The sequence below is a fragment of the Cryptosporangium japonicum genome (genome assembly GCF_039524755.1).
Taxonomy (GTDB): domain Bacteria; phylum Actinomycetota; class Actinomycetes; order Mycobacteriales; family Cryptosporangiaceae; genus Cryptosporangium; species Cryptosporangium japonicum.
On record NZ_BAAAGX010000004.1, the window covers coordinates 53074 to 69554 of the forward strand.

Annotated in this window: 15 protein-coding genes; 1 reads left to right on the forward strand and 14 read right to left on the reverse strand. The window is 75.4% G+C overall.

What is annotated here, in order from left to right; all coding sequences use genetic code 11:
- Positions 1–37 precede the first annotated feature (37 nt).
- Positions 38–991, reverse strand: coding sequence for a TIGR03557 family F420-dependent LLM class oxidoreductase (locus ABD437_RS03350; protein ID WP_344647237.1), 954 nt, complete (start codon positions 989–991; stop codon positions 38–40).
- 116 nt (positions 992–1107) lie between these two features.
- On the opposite strand from ABD437_RS03350, the gene ABD437_RS03355 reads away from it, so the two are divergent.
- Positions 1108–3204 carry a catalase gene (locus ABD437_RS03355; protein WP_344647238.1) on the forward strand — a complete coding sequence of 699 codons (2097 nt, stop codon included), beginning with the start codon at positions 1108–1110 and terminating at the stop codon, positions 3202–3204.
- Between the two features lie 21 nt (positions 3205–3225).
- On the opposite strand, the gene ABD437_RS03360 is transcribed toward ABD437_RS03355, so the two are convergent.
- From ABD437_RS03360 to ABD437_RS03420, 13 genes are read right to left on the reverse strand one after another with little or no spacing between them, the layout of a single operon-like run.
- Entirely contained in the window at positions 3226–4293 is a 1068-nt protein-coding gene (locus tag ABD437_RS03360; protein ID WP_344647239.1) for an acetate kinase, read from the reverse strand.
- Positions 4290–5177 carry a polysaccharide pyruvyl transferase family protein gene (locus ABD437_RS03365; RefSeq protein WP_344647240.1) on the reverse strand — a complete coding sequence of 296 codons (888 nt, stop codon included), beginning with the start codon at positions 5175–5177 and terminating at the stop codon, positions 4290–4292. The genes ABD437_RS03360 and ABD437_RS03365 overlap by 4 nt, the downstream gene beginning before the upstream one ends.
- Entirely contained in the window at positions 5167–6072 is a 906-nt protein-coding gene (locus ABD437_RS03370; protein ID WP_344647241.1) for a glycosyltransferase family 2 protein, read from the reverse strand. The genes ABD437_RS03365 and ABD437_RS03370 overlap by 11 nt, the downstream gene beginning before the upstream one ends.
- A 12-nt stretch (positions 6073–6084) precedes the next feature.
- A complete protein-coding gene (locus ABD437_RS03375) occupies positions 6085–6930 on the reverse strand; it encodes a glycosyltransferase family 2 protein (protein ID WP_344647242.1) in 846 nt (281 codons plus the stop codon).
- On the reverse strand, positions 6927–7892 hold the full coding sequence (locus tag ABD437_RS03380) for a glycosyltransferase family 9 protein (RefSeq protein ID WP_344647243.1): 966 nt from the start codon (positions 7890–7892) through the stop codon (positions 6927–6929). Before ABD437_RS03380 ends, ABD437_RS03375 begins: the two co-directional genes overlap by 4 nt.
- On the reverse strand, positions 7889–9241 hold the full coding sequence (gene rfaE2, locus ABD437_RS03385; protein ID WP_344647244.1) for a D-glycero-beta-D-manno-heptose 1-phosphate adenylyltransferase: 1353 nt from the start codon (positions 9239–9241) through the stop codon (positions 7889–7891). Before rfaE2 ends, ABD437_RS03380 begins: the two co-directional genes overlap by 4 nt.
- Positions 9238–9864: a D-sedoheptulose-7-phosphate isomerase gene (locus ABD437_RS03390; protein ID WP_344647245.1), complete on the reverse strand. Its 627-nt coding sequence runs from the start codon at positions 9862–9864 to the stop codon at positions 9238–9240. The genes rfaE2 and ABD437_RS03390 overlap by 4 nt, the downstream gene beginning before the upstream one ends.
- Positions 9861–11117: a glycosyltransferase gene (locus ABD437_RS03395; protein ID WP_344647246.1), complete on the reverse strand. Its 1257-nt coding sequence runs from the start codon at positions 11115–11117 to the stop codon at positions 9861–9863. Before ABD437_RS03395 ends, ABD437_RS03390 begins: the two co-directional genes overlap by 4 nt.
- On the reverse strand, positions 11114–12061 hold the full coding sequence (locus ABD437_RS03400; protein WP_344647247.1) for a glycosyltransferase: 948 nt from the start codon (positions 12059–12061) through the stop codon (positions 11114–11116). The genes ABD437_RS03395 and ABD437_RS03400 overlap by 4 nt, the downstream gene beginning before the upstream one ends.
- On the reverse strand, positions 12058–13107 hold the full coding sequence (locus ABD437_RS03405; protein WP_344647248.1) for a glycosyltransferase family 9 protein: 1050 nt from the start codon (positions 13105–13107) through the stop codon (positions 12058–12060). The genes ABD437_RS03400 and ABD437_RS03405 overlap by 4 nt, the downstream gene beginning before the upstream one ends.
- Entirely contained in the window at positions 13104–13718 is a 615-nt protein-coding gene (locus tag ABD437_RS03410; protein ID WP_344647249.1) for a D-glycero-alpha-D-manno-heptose-1,7-bisphosphate 7-phosphatase, read from the reverse strand. The genes ABD437_RS03405 and ABD437_RS03410 overlap by 4 nt, the downstream gene beginning before the upstream one ends.
- Positions 13715–14773, reverse strand: a complete 1059-nt coding sequence (locus ABD437_RS03415) for a glycosyltransferase family 2 protein (protein ID WP_344647250.1) — start codon at positions 14771–14773, stop codon at positions 13715–13717. The genes ABD437_RS03410 and ABD437_RS03415 overlap by 4 nt, the downstream gene beginning before the upstream one ends.
- Complete coding sequence (locus ABD437_RS03420) at positions 14770–16428, reverse strand: carbamoyltransferase family protein (RefSeq protein WP_344647251.1); 1659 nt, start codon at positions 16426–16428, stop codon at positions 14770–14772. The genes ABD437_RS03415 and ABD437_RS03420 overlap by 4 nt, the downstream gene beginning before the upstream one ends.
- Positions 16429–16481: the final 53 nt, after the last annotated feature.

Consider the following 16481-nt stretch of genomic DNA (forward strand, 5'->3'; position numbering starts at 1 on the left):
GCCCGCAGCCAGTGGCTGCGGCCCGCCCACATCCGGGTCAGGCGAAGCGGGGGAGGACGTCCTTCTCCCAGGCGGCGAAGAACGCCTCCTGGCCCGGGCCGATCTGCTGGACGTAGACCTCGTCGAAGCCCGCGTCGACGTACTCCTGCACCGACTTCGCGTGCTCGTCGAGATCCGGGCCGAGCGGCAGCGGGGACGAGTCGATCGTCTCCTCGGTGATCAGCTCGGAGGCCTGCTCGAACAAGAGCGGCGTCGCCAGTTCCTGCGCGAGCTGGCCGGGCAGCTGCTCGTTGGGCCACAGCCGGTGCACGGTCTTCACGGCCGAGGCCCGGTCCGGGGCGTAACAGACCTTCATCCCGCCCTGGGCCGGGCCCTTCCCGCCGGCGTCGCGGTACGTCTTCACCAGCGACGCGTCCGGCTGGGTGGTGCAGAACCCGTCGCCGATCGCGGCGGCCAACTCGGCCGCCTGGGGGCCGAACGCCGACACGTAGATCGGCACCGGCTCCGACGGCAGTGTGTAGATCCGCGCGTTCTCCACCACGTAGTGCTCGCCGTGATGCGTGACGATCTTCCCGGTGTGCAGCTCACGGATGAGCGCGACGGCCTCCTCGAGCATGTCCTGGCGGACACCGGCCGGCGGCCACGCGTCGCCCAGGATGTGTTCGTTGAGGGCCTCGCCGGAGCCGACGCCGAGCACGAACCGGCCCTCCAGCTGCACCGCGGCCGTGGCGGCGGCCTGCGCGATGATCGCCGGGTGGATCCGGACCGTGGGGCAGGTGACCGCCGTGGTCACCGGCAGCGACACGGCCTCGGACAGCGCCCCGATGACCGACCAGACGAACGGGCTGTTGCCCTGCTCGCCGTTCCACGGGTGGAAGTGGTCGGAGATCCAGAGCCGGGTGAACCCGGCCTGCTCGGCGCGCCGGGCCTGGTCGACCAGCTCACGCGGGCCGAACTCTTCGCAGGACAGGAAGTATCCGATGCTCACCATGCCGCCCGGATGCCCAGGAATGACGGCTTGACACGTTCAAATTTAGCCGTTTGAAGGGGACTAATCGGGGCATCCGGCCGCCGTCAGTCACCAGTGAGGGCGAGGAGAAGCTACGGATGCCTGCCGAACGCCACCCCGACCAAGGCGCACCAAAGACGGTCAGCCCCACCGGACGCACCGAGCGTGAAGGGCTGCTCGGCGGGGATCCCCGCGCGCAAGCCGGGGACCACCTCACGACCGCGCAGGGACTGCGGCTGTCGGACACCGACCACTCGCTGAAGGCCGGTCGGCGCGGTCCGTCGCTGCTCGAGGACCACCACCTGCGCGAGAAGATCACGCACTTCGACCACGAGCGCATCCCGGAGCGGGTCGTGCACGCCCGGGGCGCGGCCGCGCACGGCACGTTCGTGTCGTACGGCAACGCCGCGTCGGCCACGAAGGCGAAGTTCCTCGCCGAGAAGGGCCAGGAGACCGACGTCTTCGTGCGGTTCTCGACCGTGCTGGGCTCCCGCGGCTCCGCGGACACGGTGCGCGACACCCGCGGGTTCGCGGTGAAGTTCTACACCGACGAGGGGAACTTCGACCTCGTCGGCAACAACATCCCGGTGTTCTTCATCCAGGACGCGATCAAGTTCCCGGACATCATCCACGCCGGGAAGCCGCACCCGGACCGCGAGATCCCGCAGGCCCAGTCGGCCCACGACACGTTCTGGGACTTCGTGTCGCTGCACACCGAGGCCACGCACCACGTCTTCTGGAACATGTCCGACCGGGGCATCCCGCGCTCCTACCGGACGATGGAGGGCTTCGGCGTCCACACGTTCCGCCTCCAGAACGCCGACGGCGACACGGTGCTCGCGAAGTTCCACTGGAAGCCCGTCGCCGGCGTGCACTCGCTGGTGTGGGAGGAGGCGCAGATCGCGGCCGGCGTCGACCCCGACTTCCACCGCCGGGACCTGGCCGACTCCATCGAGAACGGCGCGTTCCTCGAGTACGAGCTGGGCCTGCAGCTGTTCCCCGACACCGAGGACGAGACGTTCGAGGGCATCGACCTGCTCGACCCGACGAAGATCGTCCCCGAGGAGCTCGCGCCGGTGCAGCTCGTCGGCAAGCTGACGCTCGACCGGAACCCGACGAACTACTTCGCCGAGACCGAGCAGGTGGCGTTCCACCTCGGCAACCTCGTGCCGGGCATCCACGTCACCAACGACCCGCTGCTGCAGGGCCGGCTGTTCTCCTACGTGGACACGCAGCTCACCCGCCTGGGCGGGCCGAACTTCCCGCAGCTGCCGATCAACCGCCCGCACGTGCCGGTGAACGACAACCTGCGCGACGGCTTCCACCAGACCGCGGTGCACCGTGGGATCGCGCCGTACCTGCCGAACTCGATCGACGGGGGCGGCCCGTTCACCAGTGAGGACGGGTACGTCGAGATCCCCACCCGGGTCGACGGGCCGAAGGTCCGGGAGAACCCGGCCTCGTTCGACGACCACTTCAGCCAGGCGGCGCTGTTCTACCACTCGCTGACGCCGATCGAGCAGGTGCACATCACCGAGGCGTTCACGTTCGAGCTGGGCAAGTGCTACGAGCAGGCGATCAAGGAGCGCGAGCTCGAGGTGCTCGCGAAGATCGACACCGGGCTGTGCGAGGCGGTCGCGGCCGGGCTCGGGCTGCCCGCTCCGAAGGGTGAGCCCGTCGCGCACGGCGCGATCTCGCCGGCGCTGTCGCAGATCCCGGCCGAGCCGGGCCCGATCACCGGCCGGATCGTCGGCGTGGTGGCCGGTCCGGGCGCCGACGTCGACGGCATCGGGAAGCTGCGCAAGGCGCTCGAGGGCGCCGGCGCGGTGGTGCGGGTGATCGCGCCGCACGGCGGCAACCTCGGCCGGGAGATCGTCGAGCGGACGTTCCTCACCGCCCGTTCGATCGAGTTCGACGCGGTCGTCGTCGCCTCCGGGGTGGCCGAGACGCCGGACGCCGGGGACATCAAGGCCCGGATCCTGCTGCTCGAGGCGTACCGCCACGCCAAGGCGATCGGCGCCTGGGGCGACGGGGCGACGGTGCTCGCCGGTGCGGGCATCGCGCCGGGGCCGGGCGTGCTGCTCGGCGACGCCCCCGACAAGGAGTTCGTCGCGGGCCTGGTGACCGCGCTCGGGATGCACCGCGCCTGGGAGCGCGCCGACGCCGTGATGGCGTCGGAGGTTCCCCCGGCGTGAGTTCGTGGGGCGCTGCCCGCTCTAGGAGCGGGCAGCGCTCACCTCGAGCGCGATCTGGCGCTCTTCGTCGGTCTCGACGACCAGCACGGGGACGCCCTCGCGGGAGATCACGCCGTCCTCGGTCACCGGATCGGCCGTCACCGGCTGGATGCCGAGGATCGCGAGCTCCGCGCAGACCGCCGAACGGACCTCGGGCTGGTCCCAGCCGATCTCGCCGGTGAACACGAGCGCGTCCAGCCGGGGCAGCGACACCGCCATCGCTCCGATGGCCCGCCGCACCGCGTGGGCGTAGGCGTCCAGCGCCGCGGCCGCCACCGGGTCCGGGGACGCCACCAGCTCACGCGTGTCGGCCGACAACCCGCCCGACATGCCCAGCAGCCCGGACTCCTTCTCCAGCCCGTCGGCGAGCTCGTCGCGGGTCAGGCGCCCGTCGAGCAACCACAGCAGCAACCCGGGGTCCACCGCTCCCGACCGTTTGGTCATCGGGATCCCGTCCAGCGGTGTCATCCCCATCGTCGTGTCGACGCTGCGCCCACCGGCGACCGCGCACACCGACCCGCCGCCACCGAGGTGCGCGATCACCAGGTTCGGCGACGGCCGGTCCAGGATCGCCGCGGCCCGCCGGGACGCCCACGCGTACGACAGCCCGTGGAACCCGTACCGGTGCAACCCCCACCGCTCCCGCCACCGCGCCGGCAGCGGCAGCAGCGCCGCGGCCGGCGGCAACCCGGCGTGGAACCGGGTGTCGGGGCAGACGTAGTGCGGTACGTCGGGCAACTCGCGCCGGGCCGCGGCGAGCAGGGCCAGCGCGGGCGGGTCGTGCTGCGGCGCGAGATCCGCCACCCCGCTCAACGCGTCGGCGAGCGCGTCGTCGACGAGCGTGGGCACCGCGACCAGGCCGCCGCCGTGCACCAGCCGGTGCCCGACCGCGTCCGGCGGCGCGGGCAGCGTCTCGAGGAACGCGCGCAGCGCGTCCCCGGCCGTACCGGGGTCCACGTCGAGCGTCTCCGCCGCGAGTTCCTCCTCGCCGTCGACCAGCGCGATGCCGACGCTGTGCGAGCCTGCGGTGATCGCGAGCACCCGTGTCATGCCCGGGGTGCTACCCCCGGCAGCACCTCCACCAACCTCTTCACCAGCGTGTTCGGCGGGTTGACCCAGGTGCGCGCGGCGGGGGAGAGGCACCAGCGCCACCACTCGTCCAGGCGGCTCAGGTCGTCGGCGGGCAGGATCGCCGGCCAGCCGAGCGCCCGGGCCTGCGCGGTCACTTTCGCGCCGCCGTCGACCGGGTCCACGGCCAGCACCGGGACGCCCGCCTGCAGGCCGAGCACCAGGCCGTGCAGGCGGGTCGTGACGATCACGTCCAGGCGGTTCAGCACCGAACGCAACTGGCCGGGCGTGGCCGCCAGCCGCCAGTCGCGGGTGTCCAGCCGGGTGTCGAGCGGGAGACGGGCCACGTCGAGGCCGTGCAGCCAGCCGGTGAGCGCCTCGCTGACCTCCCGGTGCCGCCGCCGGACGCCGTACTCGTGCTGACCGTCGGTGAGGATCACACCGACTACGGGTACGGCGTCCGGCTCGGGCGCGGCCAACGCGAGGTCGGCCGCCGGCTCGCACCCGGTGGCGTCCCGGGGGAGCACGACGGAGAAGCCGGTCACGGCCGGGTCGGACGGGTCGAGCACCGAGACCCCGACCGCGATCCGGCGGCAGTGGGCGAAGCGTTCGTGCAGCTCGAGGAGCGGGGCCGGTGGGTCGCTGTGCAGCGGCCCGCAGGCGAACACGACCGTGTCGTAGTCGGCCGGCTCGACGTCGTCGAGGTGGAGCGCGCCCGGCCGGAACCCCGGCGACCAGACCACGTCGTACTCGCGGCCGAGCGTGTCCAGCGCGGCGGTGACGGCGTCGCCGGCGAGCACGTCCCCGGCCGTCGCCTCGCCGTGCAGGAAGCTGTACCAGCCGGCGACCAGCACCTTAGCCGACATAGGAGCGCGCTCCCGACGCACGCTGCGGCGCCTCCAGCGCACGCAACCCCCGCTCCACCCACTCCGGCGCCGGGCGCCGTTCGGCCAGCACCCAGGGCAGCCCCGCGGCGGCCTCCGCGAACGCCAGCAGCGACGTCCGGTCGCGCGGCACGGTCGTCGCGAGGAACGCGGTGCGCCGCGCGGCCGGGCCCAGCGGCCGCCGCAGCCAGGTGAACCAGAGCGTGTTGCGGATGCCGTGGCGCCGCCGCAGCGTCGCGTCGCGGGCCGGGGACGGCCGGTGGTGGATCGTCAGGTCCTCCGCGTACACCAGCCACCATCCGGCCGCGGCCAGGTCGACGGCGAGCAGCTCCTCCTCGCCGCCGAGCCACAGCCGCGACGAGAACCCGTCGGCGGCCCGGAACGGGTCGAGCCGCACGACGGTCGCGCCGGCCAGGAACGACCCGAGCGCCGGCCCCGGGAGCCAGTCCGGCCGCGGCACCGGCGAATCGCGCAGCTCGGCCACGATCGGGTCCTCGAACGGCTCCCGCCCGTCCGCGTGGACGAGGATCCGGGCGGTCACCGCCGCGACCAGCGGGTTGGCGTCGAGCAGGTCCGCGGCCCCGGCCAGCGACTTCGGCTCCCACCACGTGTCGTCGTCGCAGAACGCCAGGTAGGGCGTGGTGACCTCGCGCGCGGCCAGGTTCCGCCCGGTCGCGCCGAGGTTGCGCCCGGGCGCCAGCAGCCGGACGTCCGGGTGGCGTTCCCGTACCGCCGCGGCGGTGCCGTCGGTGGACGCGTTGTCCACCACGATCACCCGCGGCCGCTCCGGCAACGCCTCGAGCCGGGCGAGCGTGTGCAGCAGCTCGTCGCGTCGGTTGTGCGTGATCACCGCGACGGTGACCCGATCGTCGAACATGGATCTCTCTCCTCAGAGCAGCGTCAGATCGTTCTCGACGCGACCCGGAAGGCGTCGGCGGTTCCCCACGGCGGTCAGCAGCTTCGGCGCCGCGGCGGCGAGCACCCGCCGGGCCCCCGGATCGGTGCGTGCCGCCCGGGCCAGCGCCGCGGTGTCCGCGGCCACCACCGGCCAGGGCCGGCGCAGCCACGTGGTGAGCAGCGCGTTGCGGCGCAGCCGAATCGCGCGTCCGGGCCGCCCGCCGTCGTCGGGGTGGTGGTGCGCGACGACGTCGGCGCAGTACGCGACGCCCCACCCGGCGGCGGCGAGGTCGATCGCGAGCAGCGTCTCCTCGGCGCCGAAGTGCAGGATCTCGGAGAAGCCGCCGGTCTGCAGGAACGCGTTCCGGCGCACGACGCTCGCGCACGCCAGGAACCCCAGCACGGACGGCCCCGGCAGGTCCGCCGCGGTGCCGAGCGGCGAGGTGGCGAGCACCCGGTTGAGCGGGTCCTCGGTGTGCTCCGGCCCCACCAGCGTGCGTGCCGCGATCAACCCGAGCCGCGGGTTCCGCGCGAAGTGCCCCTCGGCGATCGGGAGCGCGTCCGGCGCCCACCAGGAGTCGTCGTCGCTGAACGCGACGTACGGCGTGGCGAGCATCCGGGCGCCCAGCGTGCGTGCGGGTGCGCCGTGGTTGCGGTGACCGCGCACCAGGCGCACGTCCGGGTGGTGGCGCCGCACGGCGTCCGCGGTGCCGTCGGCCGACGCGTTGTCGACCACGACGATCGGGGGCCGCTGCGGCAGCGCGGTCAGCACGCCGAGCGTGCGCAGCGTGCGTTCCCGCCGGTTGCGCGTGATCAGGACGATGCCGGTCGCGGTCACCGCGCGGCCCCGCTCAGCGCGGCTTCCGTCGGGATCCCGAGTGCCGCGAGCTCGGTGCGCACGTCGTCCACGCCGACGCGGAGCAGGCGGGCGTCCGGGGTGGTGCCGTGGGCGTCGCCGGGACGGAGCACGGCCGGGTCGTCGGGGCGCCAGAGCACCCGGTGCCGGAAGTCGGCCGGCGGACCCCAGAGCGCCGGGCTGACCGGCCCGAACAGCACGACCGACGGGGTGGCGACCGCACTGGCCAGGTGGGCGATCCCGGTGTCGCCCACCACCACCGCGCGGGCACCGGCGACGCGGGCGGCGAGTGCCGCGAACGGGACGTCCGCGTCGCCGCCGACCACTGTGGCCGGTGGGAGGCCGGCCCGGTCGGCGACGGCCGCGGCGAGGGCGCCTTCACCCCGGCCGGCGGTGATGACCACCGGGACGCCGGCCGCGGTGAGGGCCCTGGCCACGGCGGCGAACCGGTCGGCGGGCCAGCGGCGGGCGGCGGCGTCGGCGCCGGGGTGGATCAGCACCGCGCCCGGCCCCGGTGGGCGCACCACGTCGAGGCGGACGTCGTCGGGGTCGGCGCCGATGCCGTAAAACCGCAGCAGCCGGCACCAGCGGACCCGCTCGTGCTCGTCGTCGCGCCAGGTCGGCCCGTCGACCCAGCTGAGGATCCGGGCCGGGCCGAGCGCAGCCAGCAGGTCGTGGCTCAGCGGACCGTTGCCGTGCAGGTCCACCGCCACGTCCGGCGGGGGACCGTCCCAGTCGAGGTGGGACGGCACCTCCCGGCCCGGCGCCGTGGTCGGCAGCAGCCGGTCCACCGCGCCGGTGGCCGCCACGACGTCCGCGAACCGCGCGGGCGCCGCGAGCACGATCTCGTGCTCCGGACAGGCCCGCCGCAACCCGCGCAGCGCGGGCACCGCCGCCAGCAGGTCGCCGAGCCCCAGCGCGCGCAACACCAGCACCGTGCTCATCGGCCGGCTCCCGCGGTGGCCCGGTGGACCAGGTCGGTGGTGGAGTGCCCGTCGAGGTACGGCAGCACGACGGCCTCGCCGCCCCAGGAGCGCACGACCGCGGCCTCGGGCAGCGCGTCGACCGTGTAGTCGCCGCCCTTCACCCAGCGGTCCGGCCGCAGCGCCTCGAGCACCCGCTCCGGGGTGTCCTCGTCGAACACCACCACCGCGTCGACGCTGGCCAACCCGCCCAGCACCCGGGCGCGGTCGGCGGCGGTGTTGAGCGGGCGGCCCGGTCCTTTCAGGCGGGTCACCGAGGCGTCGGAGTTGAGGCAGACGATCAGGCAGTCCCCGGTGCGTCGGGCCGCTTCGAGCAGCCCCACGTGCCCGGCGTGCAGCAGGTCGAAGCATCCGCCGGTGGCCACGACCGTGCCGCCCCCGGCACGCACCGTCGCGGCGAGCGCCAGCGCCCCGTCCAGCCCGGCGGCGGAGCGGACCTCGGCGCCGGACGGTCCGGGCCACGCCGCCGCGCCGCCCGACTCCACGAACGCCGAGGCGGCCGCGACCGCCCGGGTGACGGCCTCCTCGGGCAGCGCCCCGTCGGCGAGCGCGACCACGACGGTCGCGGAGAAGCAGTCACCGGCGCCGCAGGGGTCGCCGGAGGCGGTGAACGGGGCCGGCACCAGCATCGGCGACGCCGACCCGCGGCTGAGCACCGCGCCCCGCGCCCCCATCGTGACGGCCACGTCGGAGGCCCCCCAGCGGGCCGCGAGCTCGGCGGCGTCCGCGCCGGCGGCCTCGGCGAGGTTGGGGGTGACCAGGCGGGTGCCCGGCGTCGGCTCCGGCCCGCGGGGGTGCGGGTCCCAGACGACCGGCGCGGTCCGCGGCGAGCGGGTGATCGCGTCGAGGGCCGGGCGGGCCACGTCGGCCACGCCCCGGCCGTAGTCGGCCACGAGGACGGCGGCGGCGCTGCGCAGCACCGCGTCGAGGTCGGTGTCGGGTGACGGCAGCGGGACCCCGTCGCCCCGGTCCACCCGCAGCAGCGGACGGCCGCCCGCCCGGACCCGGGTCTTGACCGGCAGGGCACCACGCAGCGGGAACTCCACCAGCCGCACCCGCCCGGCCAGCAACCCGCGCAGGGTGTCCGCGTCCGGTCCGGATCCGATCGCGGTGACCAGCACGACCTCCCGCTCGGTGCGCTCGGCCGCCAGGCACGCGGCGAGCGCGGCCCCGCCGGGCCGGGCGCGCTCGCCGGTGAGGTCCACCACGGGTACGGGCGCGTCCGGAGCGAGCCGGGTCGCGTCCCCGTCGAGATCCCGGTCGAGGAGCGCGTCCCCGACCACCACGATCGGCCCCGTCGCGCCGCTCATGCCGACAACCGGCGGGGCGTCAGGGACGCGTCGAAGGCCGCGCAGATCAAGTGCAGCGCGACCAGGTGCGCCTCCTGCACCGTCGCCGTGCGGTCGGCCTCCACGCACAGGGCCGCGTCCGCCGCGGCCGCCAGCGGGTTGGGGCGCGGCCCGGTCATCGCCCACACCGTGACCCCGAGGTCACGCGCGACCTCGGCGGCGCGGAGCAGGTTCCGGCTGGTGCCCGACGTCGACATCGTCACCAGGACGTCCCCGGGCCGGCCGTGCGCCGCCACCTGCCGCGCGAACAGCTCGTCGAACCCGTAGTCGTTGCCGATCGCGGTGAGGCTCGACGTCTCGGCGTGCAGCGAGATCGCCGAGTACGCCGGACGTTCCTCCTGGTAGCGGCCGACCAGCTCGGCGGTGAGGTGCTGGGCCTGGGCCGCGCTCCCGCCGTTGCCCGCGGCGAGCAGGCGCGACCCGGTCGGGAGTCGGTCGGCCAGCGTCGCGCCCCACGCGGTCAGCAGCGGCAGCTGGGTGGTGCGCAGCCGGACGAGCGTCTCCTCCAGCGCGACGCAGTGCGCGGCCGCGCCGTCGAGGCCCGGGTGACCGAAGCGGGCCGGCCGGTCGAGTTGAGAGGTCATCGAGCTGCTCCTGTGGGAGTGGCGGCCGGTCGCAGACGCCGGACCGTCGACGGGGGAAGGTGGCGCCGGGCGACCTCGCGGTAGGCGACCTCGGTGGCCGCCGCGACCCGGTCCCACCCGTAGCGGGACTCGGCGCGGCGCCGCCCGGCCGCCCCGAACTCGTCCCGGGTCGACGGCGCCTGGAGCAACGAGGTGACGGCGCGGGCGAGCGTCGCCGGGTCCTCCGGTGCGACCAGGTAGCCGGTGCGGCCGTCGGCGACCGTGTCGAGGTGGCCGCCGACCGCGCTGGCGACGACCGGACGGGCGCAAGCCATCGCTTCCAGCGGCACGATGCCGAACGGCTCGTAGCGCGGCGGGCAGAGCACGACGTCGGCGCTGCGGAACAGCGACGGCATCCGCGCGCGGTCGACGCCACCGAGCAGCACGAGCCGGTCGGCCACGCCGAGCGAGCGGGCCAGCGACAGGAGCCGCTGCGCCTCCGGTTCGGAGGCCAGCCGCTCGAACGGGGGCCCGCCGGCCAGCACCAGTTCGGCGTCGGGAATCGCGCGGAGGGCGCGCAGGGCGACGTCCGCGCCCTTGCGTGGCACCAGGCGGCCGACCTGGAGCAGCCGGGGCCGGTCGACCCGCGCCTCCACCGGACCGTCCGGCGTGAACAGCGAGGTGTCGACCCCGCAGGGCACCACCCGCACCCGGTCGGTCGGCACCCCCATCGCGCGCAGCTCCTGCACCTCGTCGGTGCAGGTCGCCACGATGCGCGCGACGCTGCGCCCGATCGTCCGCTCGGCGGAGACGCGCCCCGGCGGGCTGGTGTCGTCGGCGCCCTGGTGGCGCTGCTTCACCGAGCCCAGCGCGTGGAACGTCTGCAGCACCGGCACTCCCGGCCCGTCGAGTTGGCGCGCCCCGCCGAGCGAGGCCAGCCCCGACATCCAGAAGTGCGCGTGCACGACGTCCGGGCGTTCGGCCCGCCAGTAGGCGGCCAGCTCGTCGCCGAACGTCGTCATGAACGGCAGCAGGTCGTCCTTCGGCACCGCGCTCGGCGGTCCGGCGTCGACGTGGTGGACGGTCACGCCGGCGTCGAACGCGACAGTGGCCGGGAGGGCGGGATCGTCGCGCCGGGTGTGGACGGTCACCTCGTGCCCGCGCGCGGCGAGCGCGACCGCCAGGCTCGCCACGTGCACGTTCTGCCCGCCCGCGTCGACCTCGCCGAGGACCGCGAGCGGACTGGCGTGCTCGGAGACCAGCGAGATTCTCATGCGGCCACCTCGTCGAGAAGCACGTCCCAGTCGTCGAGGAATCGTTTGAGCCCGTACCGGTCGAGCGCGGCCTGCCGGGCGGCGGCGCCGTGGGCGGCGGCCAGGTCCGGGTCGTCGAGGTAGCGGCGCGCGGCGGCGGCCAGTTCGGCCGGGTCGGTGGAGATCACCCCGGCGCCCGGCGGGACGGCCCGGACGACCTCGGTGGTGGCCAGCGCGACCACCGGCATCCCCAGGTGCATGGCTTCGAGCAGCGACAGCCCCAGCGACGTCCACCGGATCGGGTGCACGTAGCAGCGGCGCGCGGCCATCGCGTCGTGCAGCTCGGACTGCGGCAGGTCGAACGTGCGCGCACCCGGCACGTCGAGCCGGTCGGCGCGCATGCCGAACACGTCCAGCGGCACGGCGTCGGCCAGCGTGGGCAGGAGGTCGGTGCCGGTCCACCGCCCGCGCCGCACCGGGTCGTTCACCACGACGGCGGCGCGGTCGACGGTCGGAGTCCAGCGGTGACCCGGGTCCGGGATGCCGTGTTCGATCACCACGGTCCGGCTCGCGCCGGAGTCCCAGAACAGGCGGTTGAAATGCGTCACGTGGACGATCGGCAGGCCGGCGTCGGCCAGCGGGTGCCGGGTCTCGGGGACACCGCCGGTGCCGGTGCCGTCCGTCCCGGGCGCGTTGTGCTCCAGGTAGACCGCGGGGACGTCGCGCCCGAGCCACTCGCGGGCCAGGGCGGCCTCGTGCGGACGCTGCAGCACCACCACGTCGACGTCGGCCTCGCGCAGTTCCGCGGGGGTCAGCTCGACGGCGGCGGAGGGCCAGTCCCAGGTGCGCGCCCGGCCGAGGCCGTCGGGCCCCCGGTCGGGCGTCACCGGCAGCAGGTAACGGTGCCGGCCGTGGACGAACGCGGTGGTCCACGAACCGTGCACGTGCCAGAGCAGGATGTTCACGCGATCACGCCCCGGTTGGTCAGAGGGGTGGTGGGCCGCTGCTCGACCCGGCTGAGAAGCGAGTCGACGGCGGTGACGACGTCCGCACCGCGTATCGACGAGAGACAGGGGTGGCCCGGTACCGGGCACGTCCGGGCGCGGGTGTCCGCGCACGGCGCCCGCTGGTCACCGAGCAGCACCGACGCGACGCCATACGGCGCCCAGCGCTCGGCCGGCACGACCGGCGCGAACAGCGAGACGACCGGCGTGCCGACCGCGGCCGCGAGGTGCGCCGGCCCGGTGTTGCCGGCCACGACCGCACCGGCACCGGCCAGGATGCCGGCGAGGCCGTGCAGCCCGGTGCGGCCACCGAGGTCCTCGGCGCCGGTGCGGCGGGCGATCGCCGCGGTCAGCGCGGTCTCGTCGGGACCGCCGGTGACGAGCACGCGGTGGTGTTCCCGGAGCGCGGCGGTGATCTCGACCGCGGTGTCGACGCCGGGCGCCCGCGCGGGCACCGCGGCGCCCGGGTGCACCACGACGTAGGGTTCGTCGCCGACCAGGTCACGCACGTCCGGTGGCGGGAGAACGGCCAGGCCACCGGGGTCGTCGGCGCGCGGCGCGTATCCCGCGTCGCGGGCGAGGTCGAGCGCGGCGTCGGCCTCGTGCCGGTGCGGCCCACGCTGGTGACGCAGGTCGAGCAGCGCCCCGGGGTAGTCGACGCTGTCGGCGCCGATCCAGCCGATCCCGGCCAGCCGCAGCACCAGCGCGGTCGGGAGCGGGCTCTGGTGGAAGCTGGTGAGGACCAGGGCGCGGTCGAGGTACTCCACGGCGAGCGTCTCGACGAGCGTCTCGACCTCGGCCGGACGCACCGGCGGGGGTTCGAGCCCCACCCAGGGCGCGTCCCAGACGATCACCCGGTCCACGCCGGGCAGCAGGCGCGCGGCCGCCGCACCCTGCGGTCCGCAGAGGAACGTGACGTGGCTCGAGGACGCGGCGACCGCGCGCACCGCCGGCCCGGCGAGGAGCACGTCGCCCGCGCTGTCCAGCCGGACCACGAGCGTCCTCATGCGACGGCCCGGGGGAGGAGCGACCGCACGGCCGCGAGCAGATCCGGCGCCACGACGGGGGCGGCCGCGACCTCCTCGGCCCTGGTCACCGCGGTCGGAACCAGGACACCGGCGGCTCCGGCGGCGGTGGCCGCCCCGACGTCGGCGCCGATGTCGCCGATCACCGCGGTCGCGGCCGGGGGCACGCCGAGCGCGTCGGTGGCCGCGAGCACCAGGCCCGGCGCCGGTTTCCGGCAGGCGCACCCGGCCGCCGGGGTGTGCGGGCAGAACACCCAGGCGTCGAAGCGTCCGAGCAGCTGCTCGATGCGGTCGGCGACGGCTTCGACCTGGGCGCGCGTCAACAGTCCCCGGCCGACGCCGGACTGGTTGCTGACGACGCCGACCGCGATGTGTCGGTCGCGCAGGACGTCGACGGCCTCCCGGGCGGTGGGCCGTAGCCGCACCCGGGCGGGGTCGCCGTTGTACGGGGGGTCGTCGACGGTCAGCGTGCCGTCGCGGTCGAAGAGCACGAGCCGGGGCGCGTCGCCGTCCGGACGCGGCCGGGTGCGCTCGGGGTTCAGGTACAGCCAGGCCTCCGGCGCGGACGCCGACGCCCCCACCGCCGCGATCAACGCGCCACCTCCACCCGGTCGGTGGCCGGTGCGGGGGCGGACCAGGGCTCCGGTCGGCGGTGACGCCACCGGCCGACCAGGTGGTGGGCCACGGCGGCGGGCGGAATGAGGACGCTGGTCGCGACCATCGTCGTGATCTCGCGGCGGGTGCGGGGGCCGGGAGCGATCCGGGCCGCCGCGAACTCGGCGGTTCCGGCCGCCCACACCGCCGCCGCGACCGCCGCGCCCCGGCGGTACCGCCCGGCCCGCCCCCTCGACGCGCCGGACCCACCTCCGCGGCGCGGGACGGCGGCGGCGGCGAGCGCGACGGCGGCGGTGCCGGCCGCGGTGACGACGGCGTGGCGGGGAAAACGGCCGCGCGGTGCCTCGGCGCGGTCCCACCAGGTCGGGCCGTGCAGCCGGGTCATGAGCACGTCGTCGGCGTTGCCGGCCTGGGCCCGCACCGAGGCGAGCGGCCCGTCCGGCCGCACCGGGTGCGTGGTGACCCGCTGCCCGACCACCAGCGACCACCCGGCGTCGCGTACCCGCAGCGCCAGGTCGGCGTCCTCCCGGAACGCGCGCCGGAACCGCTCGTCGAACCCGCCGGCCCCGGCGAGCGCCGCCACCCGGTACGCGATGTCGGCGGTGATCCACGCCGACTCGGCCAGCCCGGCCGTGTTGCGTTCCGCGTCGGTCGGCCGCCGCCCGCCCGGCATCGGCACCACGATCCGCCCCTGCACCGCCCCGACGCCTCCGTCGGCGGAGGCCAGGTCGGCCTCCAGCGCGGCGGCCCAGCCCGGCCCGGGGAGCACGTCGTCGTCGAGGAACACGACCCAGTCCGTGCGGACCGACCGCCAGCCCACGTTCCGCGCGGCCGCGGGCCCGTTCCCGCAGCCGTACTCCACCCGCACGTCGAGCCCCGGCGGCACCTCCACCGGCAGCGGCCCGCACTCGCGCAGCGGCCGATCGTCGACGAGCACGACCTCGACCGGCGACCGGACGCTACCGGCCAGCGCGTCGAGGCACGCGGACAACGTCGGGCGCCCGATCGTGGGGATGACCACGGACCAGGTCATCGGCCGTCCCCACGACCGAACACCGACCCTCGGCGAACGACGAACGGACCGAGCGCGAGCAGGTCGACCGGCGCCGACCCGAAACACTCCAGCGCGTCACGCGGATCGTCGACCATCGGCCGCCCGGCGGTGTTCAGGCTGGTGTTGACGACGACCGGCAGGCCGGTGCGCCGCTCGAACCCGCGCAGCATCGCGGCGACCAGCGGCTCGGCCGCGGCGTCCACGGTCTGGAGCCGCGCGGTGCCGTCCACGTGCACGACCGCCGGGATCCGGTTGCGCCACTCGGGCTTGGTGTCGTGCACGAACAGCATGTAGGGGCTGGGGAACGGGCCGCCGGTGAAGATCTCCGGCGCGCGGTCGGCCAGCACCATCGGCGCCACCGGGCGGAACTGCTCGCGGCCCTTGACGTCGTTGAGGCGCTCGAGGTTGCCCGAGTGACCCGGGTGGGCCAGCAGCGAGCGGTGCCCGAGCGCGCGCGGGCCGAACTCGGCGCGGCCCTGGAACCAGGCGACGATCTGGTTCTGGGCCAGCGCGGACGCCACCGCGTCGGCGACGTCGTCGGGCCGCTCGTAGGGCACGGCCGCGGTCTTGAGCCAGGCCTCGAGCTCGGCCTCCGACCAGCCGCGGCCCAGGTCGGCGCCGCCCATCGGGGCCGGGTCGTCGCCGTGCATCGCGGAGAGGTAGACGGCGGCGCCCAGCGCGGTTCCGGCGTCACCGGCGGCCGGCTGCACCCACACCCGGGAGAACGGTCCTTCCCGGACGATCCGGGAGTTGGCCACGCAGTTCAGCGCGGTGCCGCCGGCCATCGTGAGCAGCTCGTCGCCGGTCTGGCCGTGCAGCCAGCGCGCGAGGTCGAGCAGCACGTCCTCGAGCACGAGCTGGGCCGAGGCGGCGACGTCGGCGTGGGCCGGGCTCCAGGCCTCGTCGGCGCCGCGCGGCGGGCAGAACTCGGTCCAGTCGACGCCGGTCGTGCGGAACCCGCCGTCCTCCGTGGAGTACACCCGCCGACGCAGCTCGGCGGCCATCCGCGGCGAACCGTAGGAGGCCAGCGCCATCACCTTGTACTCGTCGGACGAGCGCAGGAAGCCGAGGTGGGCGGTCAGGTCCTCGTAGAACAGCCCGAGCGAGTGGGGCAGGCGCTGCGACGCGAGGGTCTGCAGCTCCGCGCCGACCCGACGCCCGGCCAGGTGCGACGTGGCCTCACCGCGGCCGTCGAGGACCAGCACCGAGCCGGTCGCGGAGTTCGGCGCGGCGTAGGCGGCGGACGCGGCGTGCGCGACGTGATGCCGGACAAACTGGACTTTGGCCGGGTCGAGGCCGGGCAGCGCCTCGGCCAGGAAGCCGGGCGCCTCGCGCGCGTACATCTGGCGCAGGTGGTCCCAGGGGTCGTGCAGCCCGAGCGACTCGGCGGGCTCGGCGAGCGCGGGGTCGTAGGCGTACCCGACCACGTCGACGTCGCTCGCCCGCAGGCCGGCCTGGGCCAGACACCACCGGGCGGCCTGCTCGGGCAGTTCCCAGGCCGAGAACGGCACCGGGCGCTTGCCGTGCTTGCGGCGGGAAAAACGCTCCTCCTCGGCGGCGGCGACCAGCGTGCCGTCGACGACGAGGCAGGCCGACGGATCGTGGAACAACGCGTTGATTCCGAGCACACGCATGCGAATGTCCCTTTCGGCGGCAGTCCTACGGAGCGCGGGAGCGTGGTCGCCGG

What these genes read in the sequence shown, in the direction of transcription:
- ABD437_RS03350 (WP_344647237.1), bottom strand. Translation starts at nt 991, where the DNA reads ATGGTGAGCATCGGATACTTCCTGTCCTGCGAAGAGTTCGGCCCGCGT.
- ABD437_RS03355 (WP_344647238.1), top strand. Translation starts at nt 1,108, where the DNA reads ATGCCTGCCGAACGCCACCCCGACCAAGGCGCACCAAAGACGGTCAGC.
- ABD437_RS03360 (WP_344647239.1), bottom strand. Translation starts at nt 4,293, where the DNA reads ATGACACGGGTGCTCGCGATCACCGCAGGCTCGCACAGCGTCGGCATC.
- ABD437_RS03365 (WP_344647240.1), bottom strand. Translation starts at nt 5,177, where the DNA reads ATGTCGGCTAAGGTGCTGGTCGCCGGCTGGTACAGCTTCCTGCACGGC.
- ABD437_RS03370 (WP_344647241.1), bottom strand. Translation starts at nt 6,072, where the DNA reads ATGTTCGACGATCGGGTCACCGTCGCGGTGATCACGCACAACCGACGC.
- ABD437_RS03380 (WP_344647243.1), bottom strand. Translation starts at nt 7,892, where the DNA reads ATGAGCACGGTGCTGGTGTTGCGCGCGCTGGGGCTCGGCGACCTGCTG.
- rfaE2 (WP_344647244.1), bottom strand. Translation starts at nt 9,241, where the DNA reads ATGAGCGGCGCGACGGGGCCGATCGTGGTGGTCGGGGACGCGCTCCTC.
- ABD437_RS03390 (WP_344647245.1), bottom strand. Translation starts at nt 9,864, where the DNA reads ATGACCTCTCAACTCGACCGGCCGGCCCGCTTCGGTCACCCGGGCCTC.
- ABD437_RS03395 (WP_344647246.1), bottom strand. Translation starts at nt 11,117, where the DNA reads ATGAGAATCTCGCTGGTCTCCGAGCACGCCAGTCCGCTCGCGGTCCTC.
- ABD437_RS03405 (WP_344647248.1), bottom strand. Translation starts at nt 13,107, where the DNA reads ATGAGGACGCTCGTGGTCCGGCTGGACAGCGCGGGCGACGTGCTCCTC.
- ABD437_RS03415 (WP_344647250.1), bottom strand. Translation starts at nt 14,773, where the DNA reads ATGACCTGGTCCGTGGTCATCCCCACGATCGGGCGCCCGACGTTGTCC.
- ABD437_RS03420 (WP_344647251.1), bottom strand. Translation starts at nt 16,428, where the DNA reads ATGCGTGTGCTCGGAATCAACGCGTTGTTCCACGATCCGTCGGCCTGC.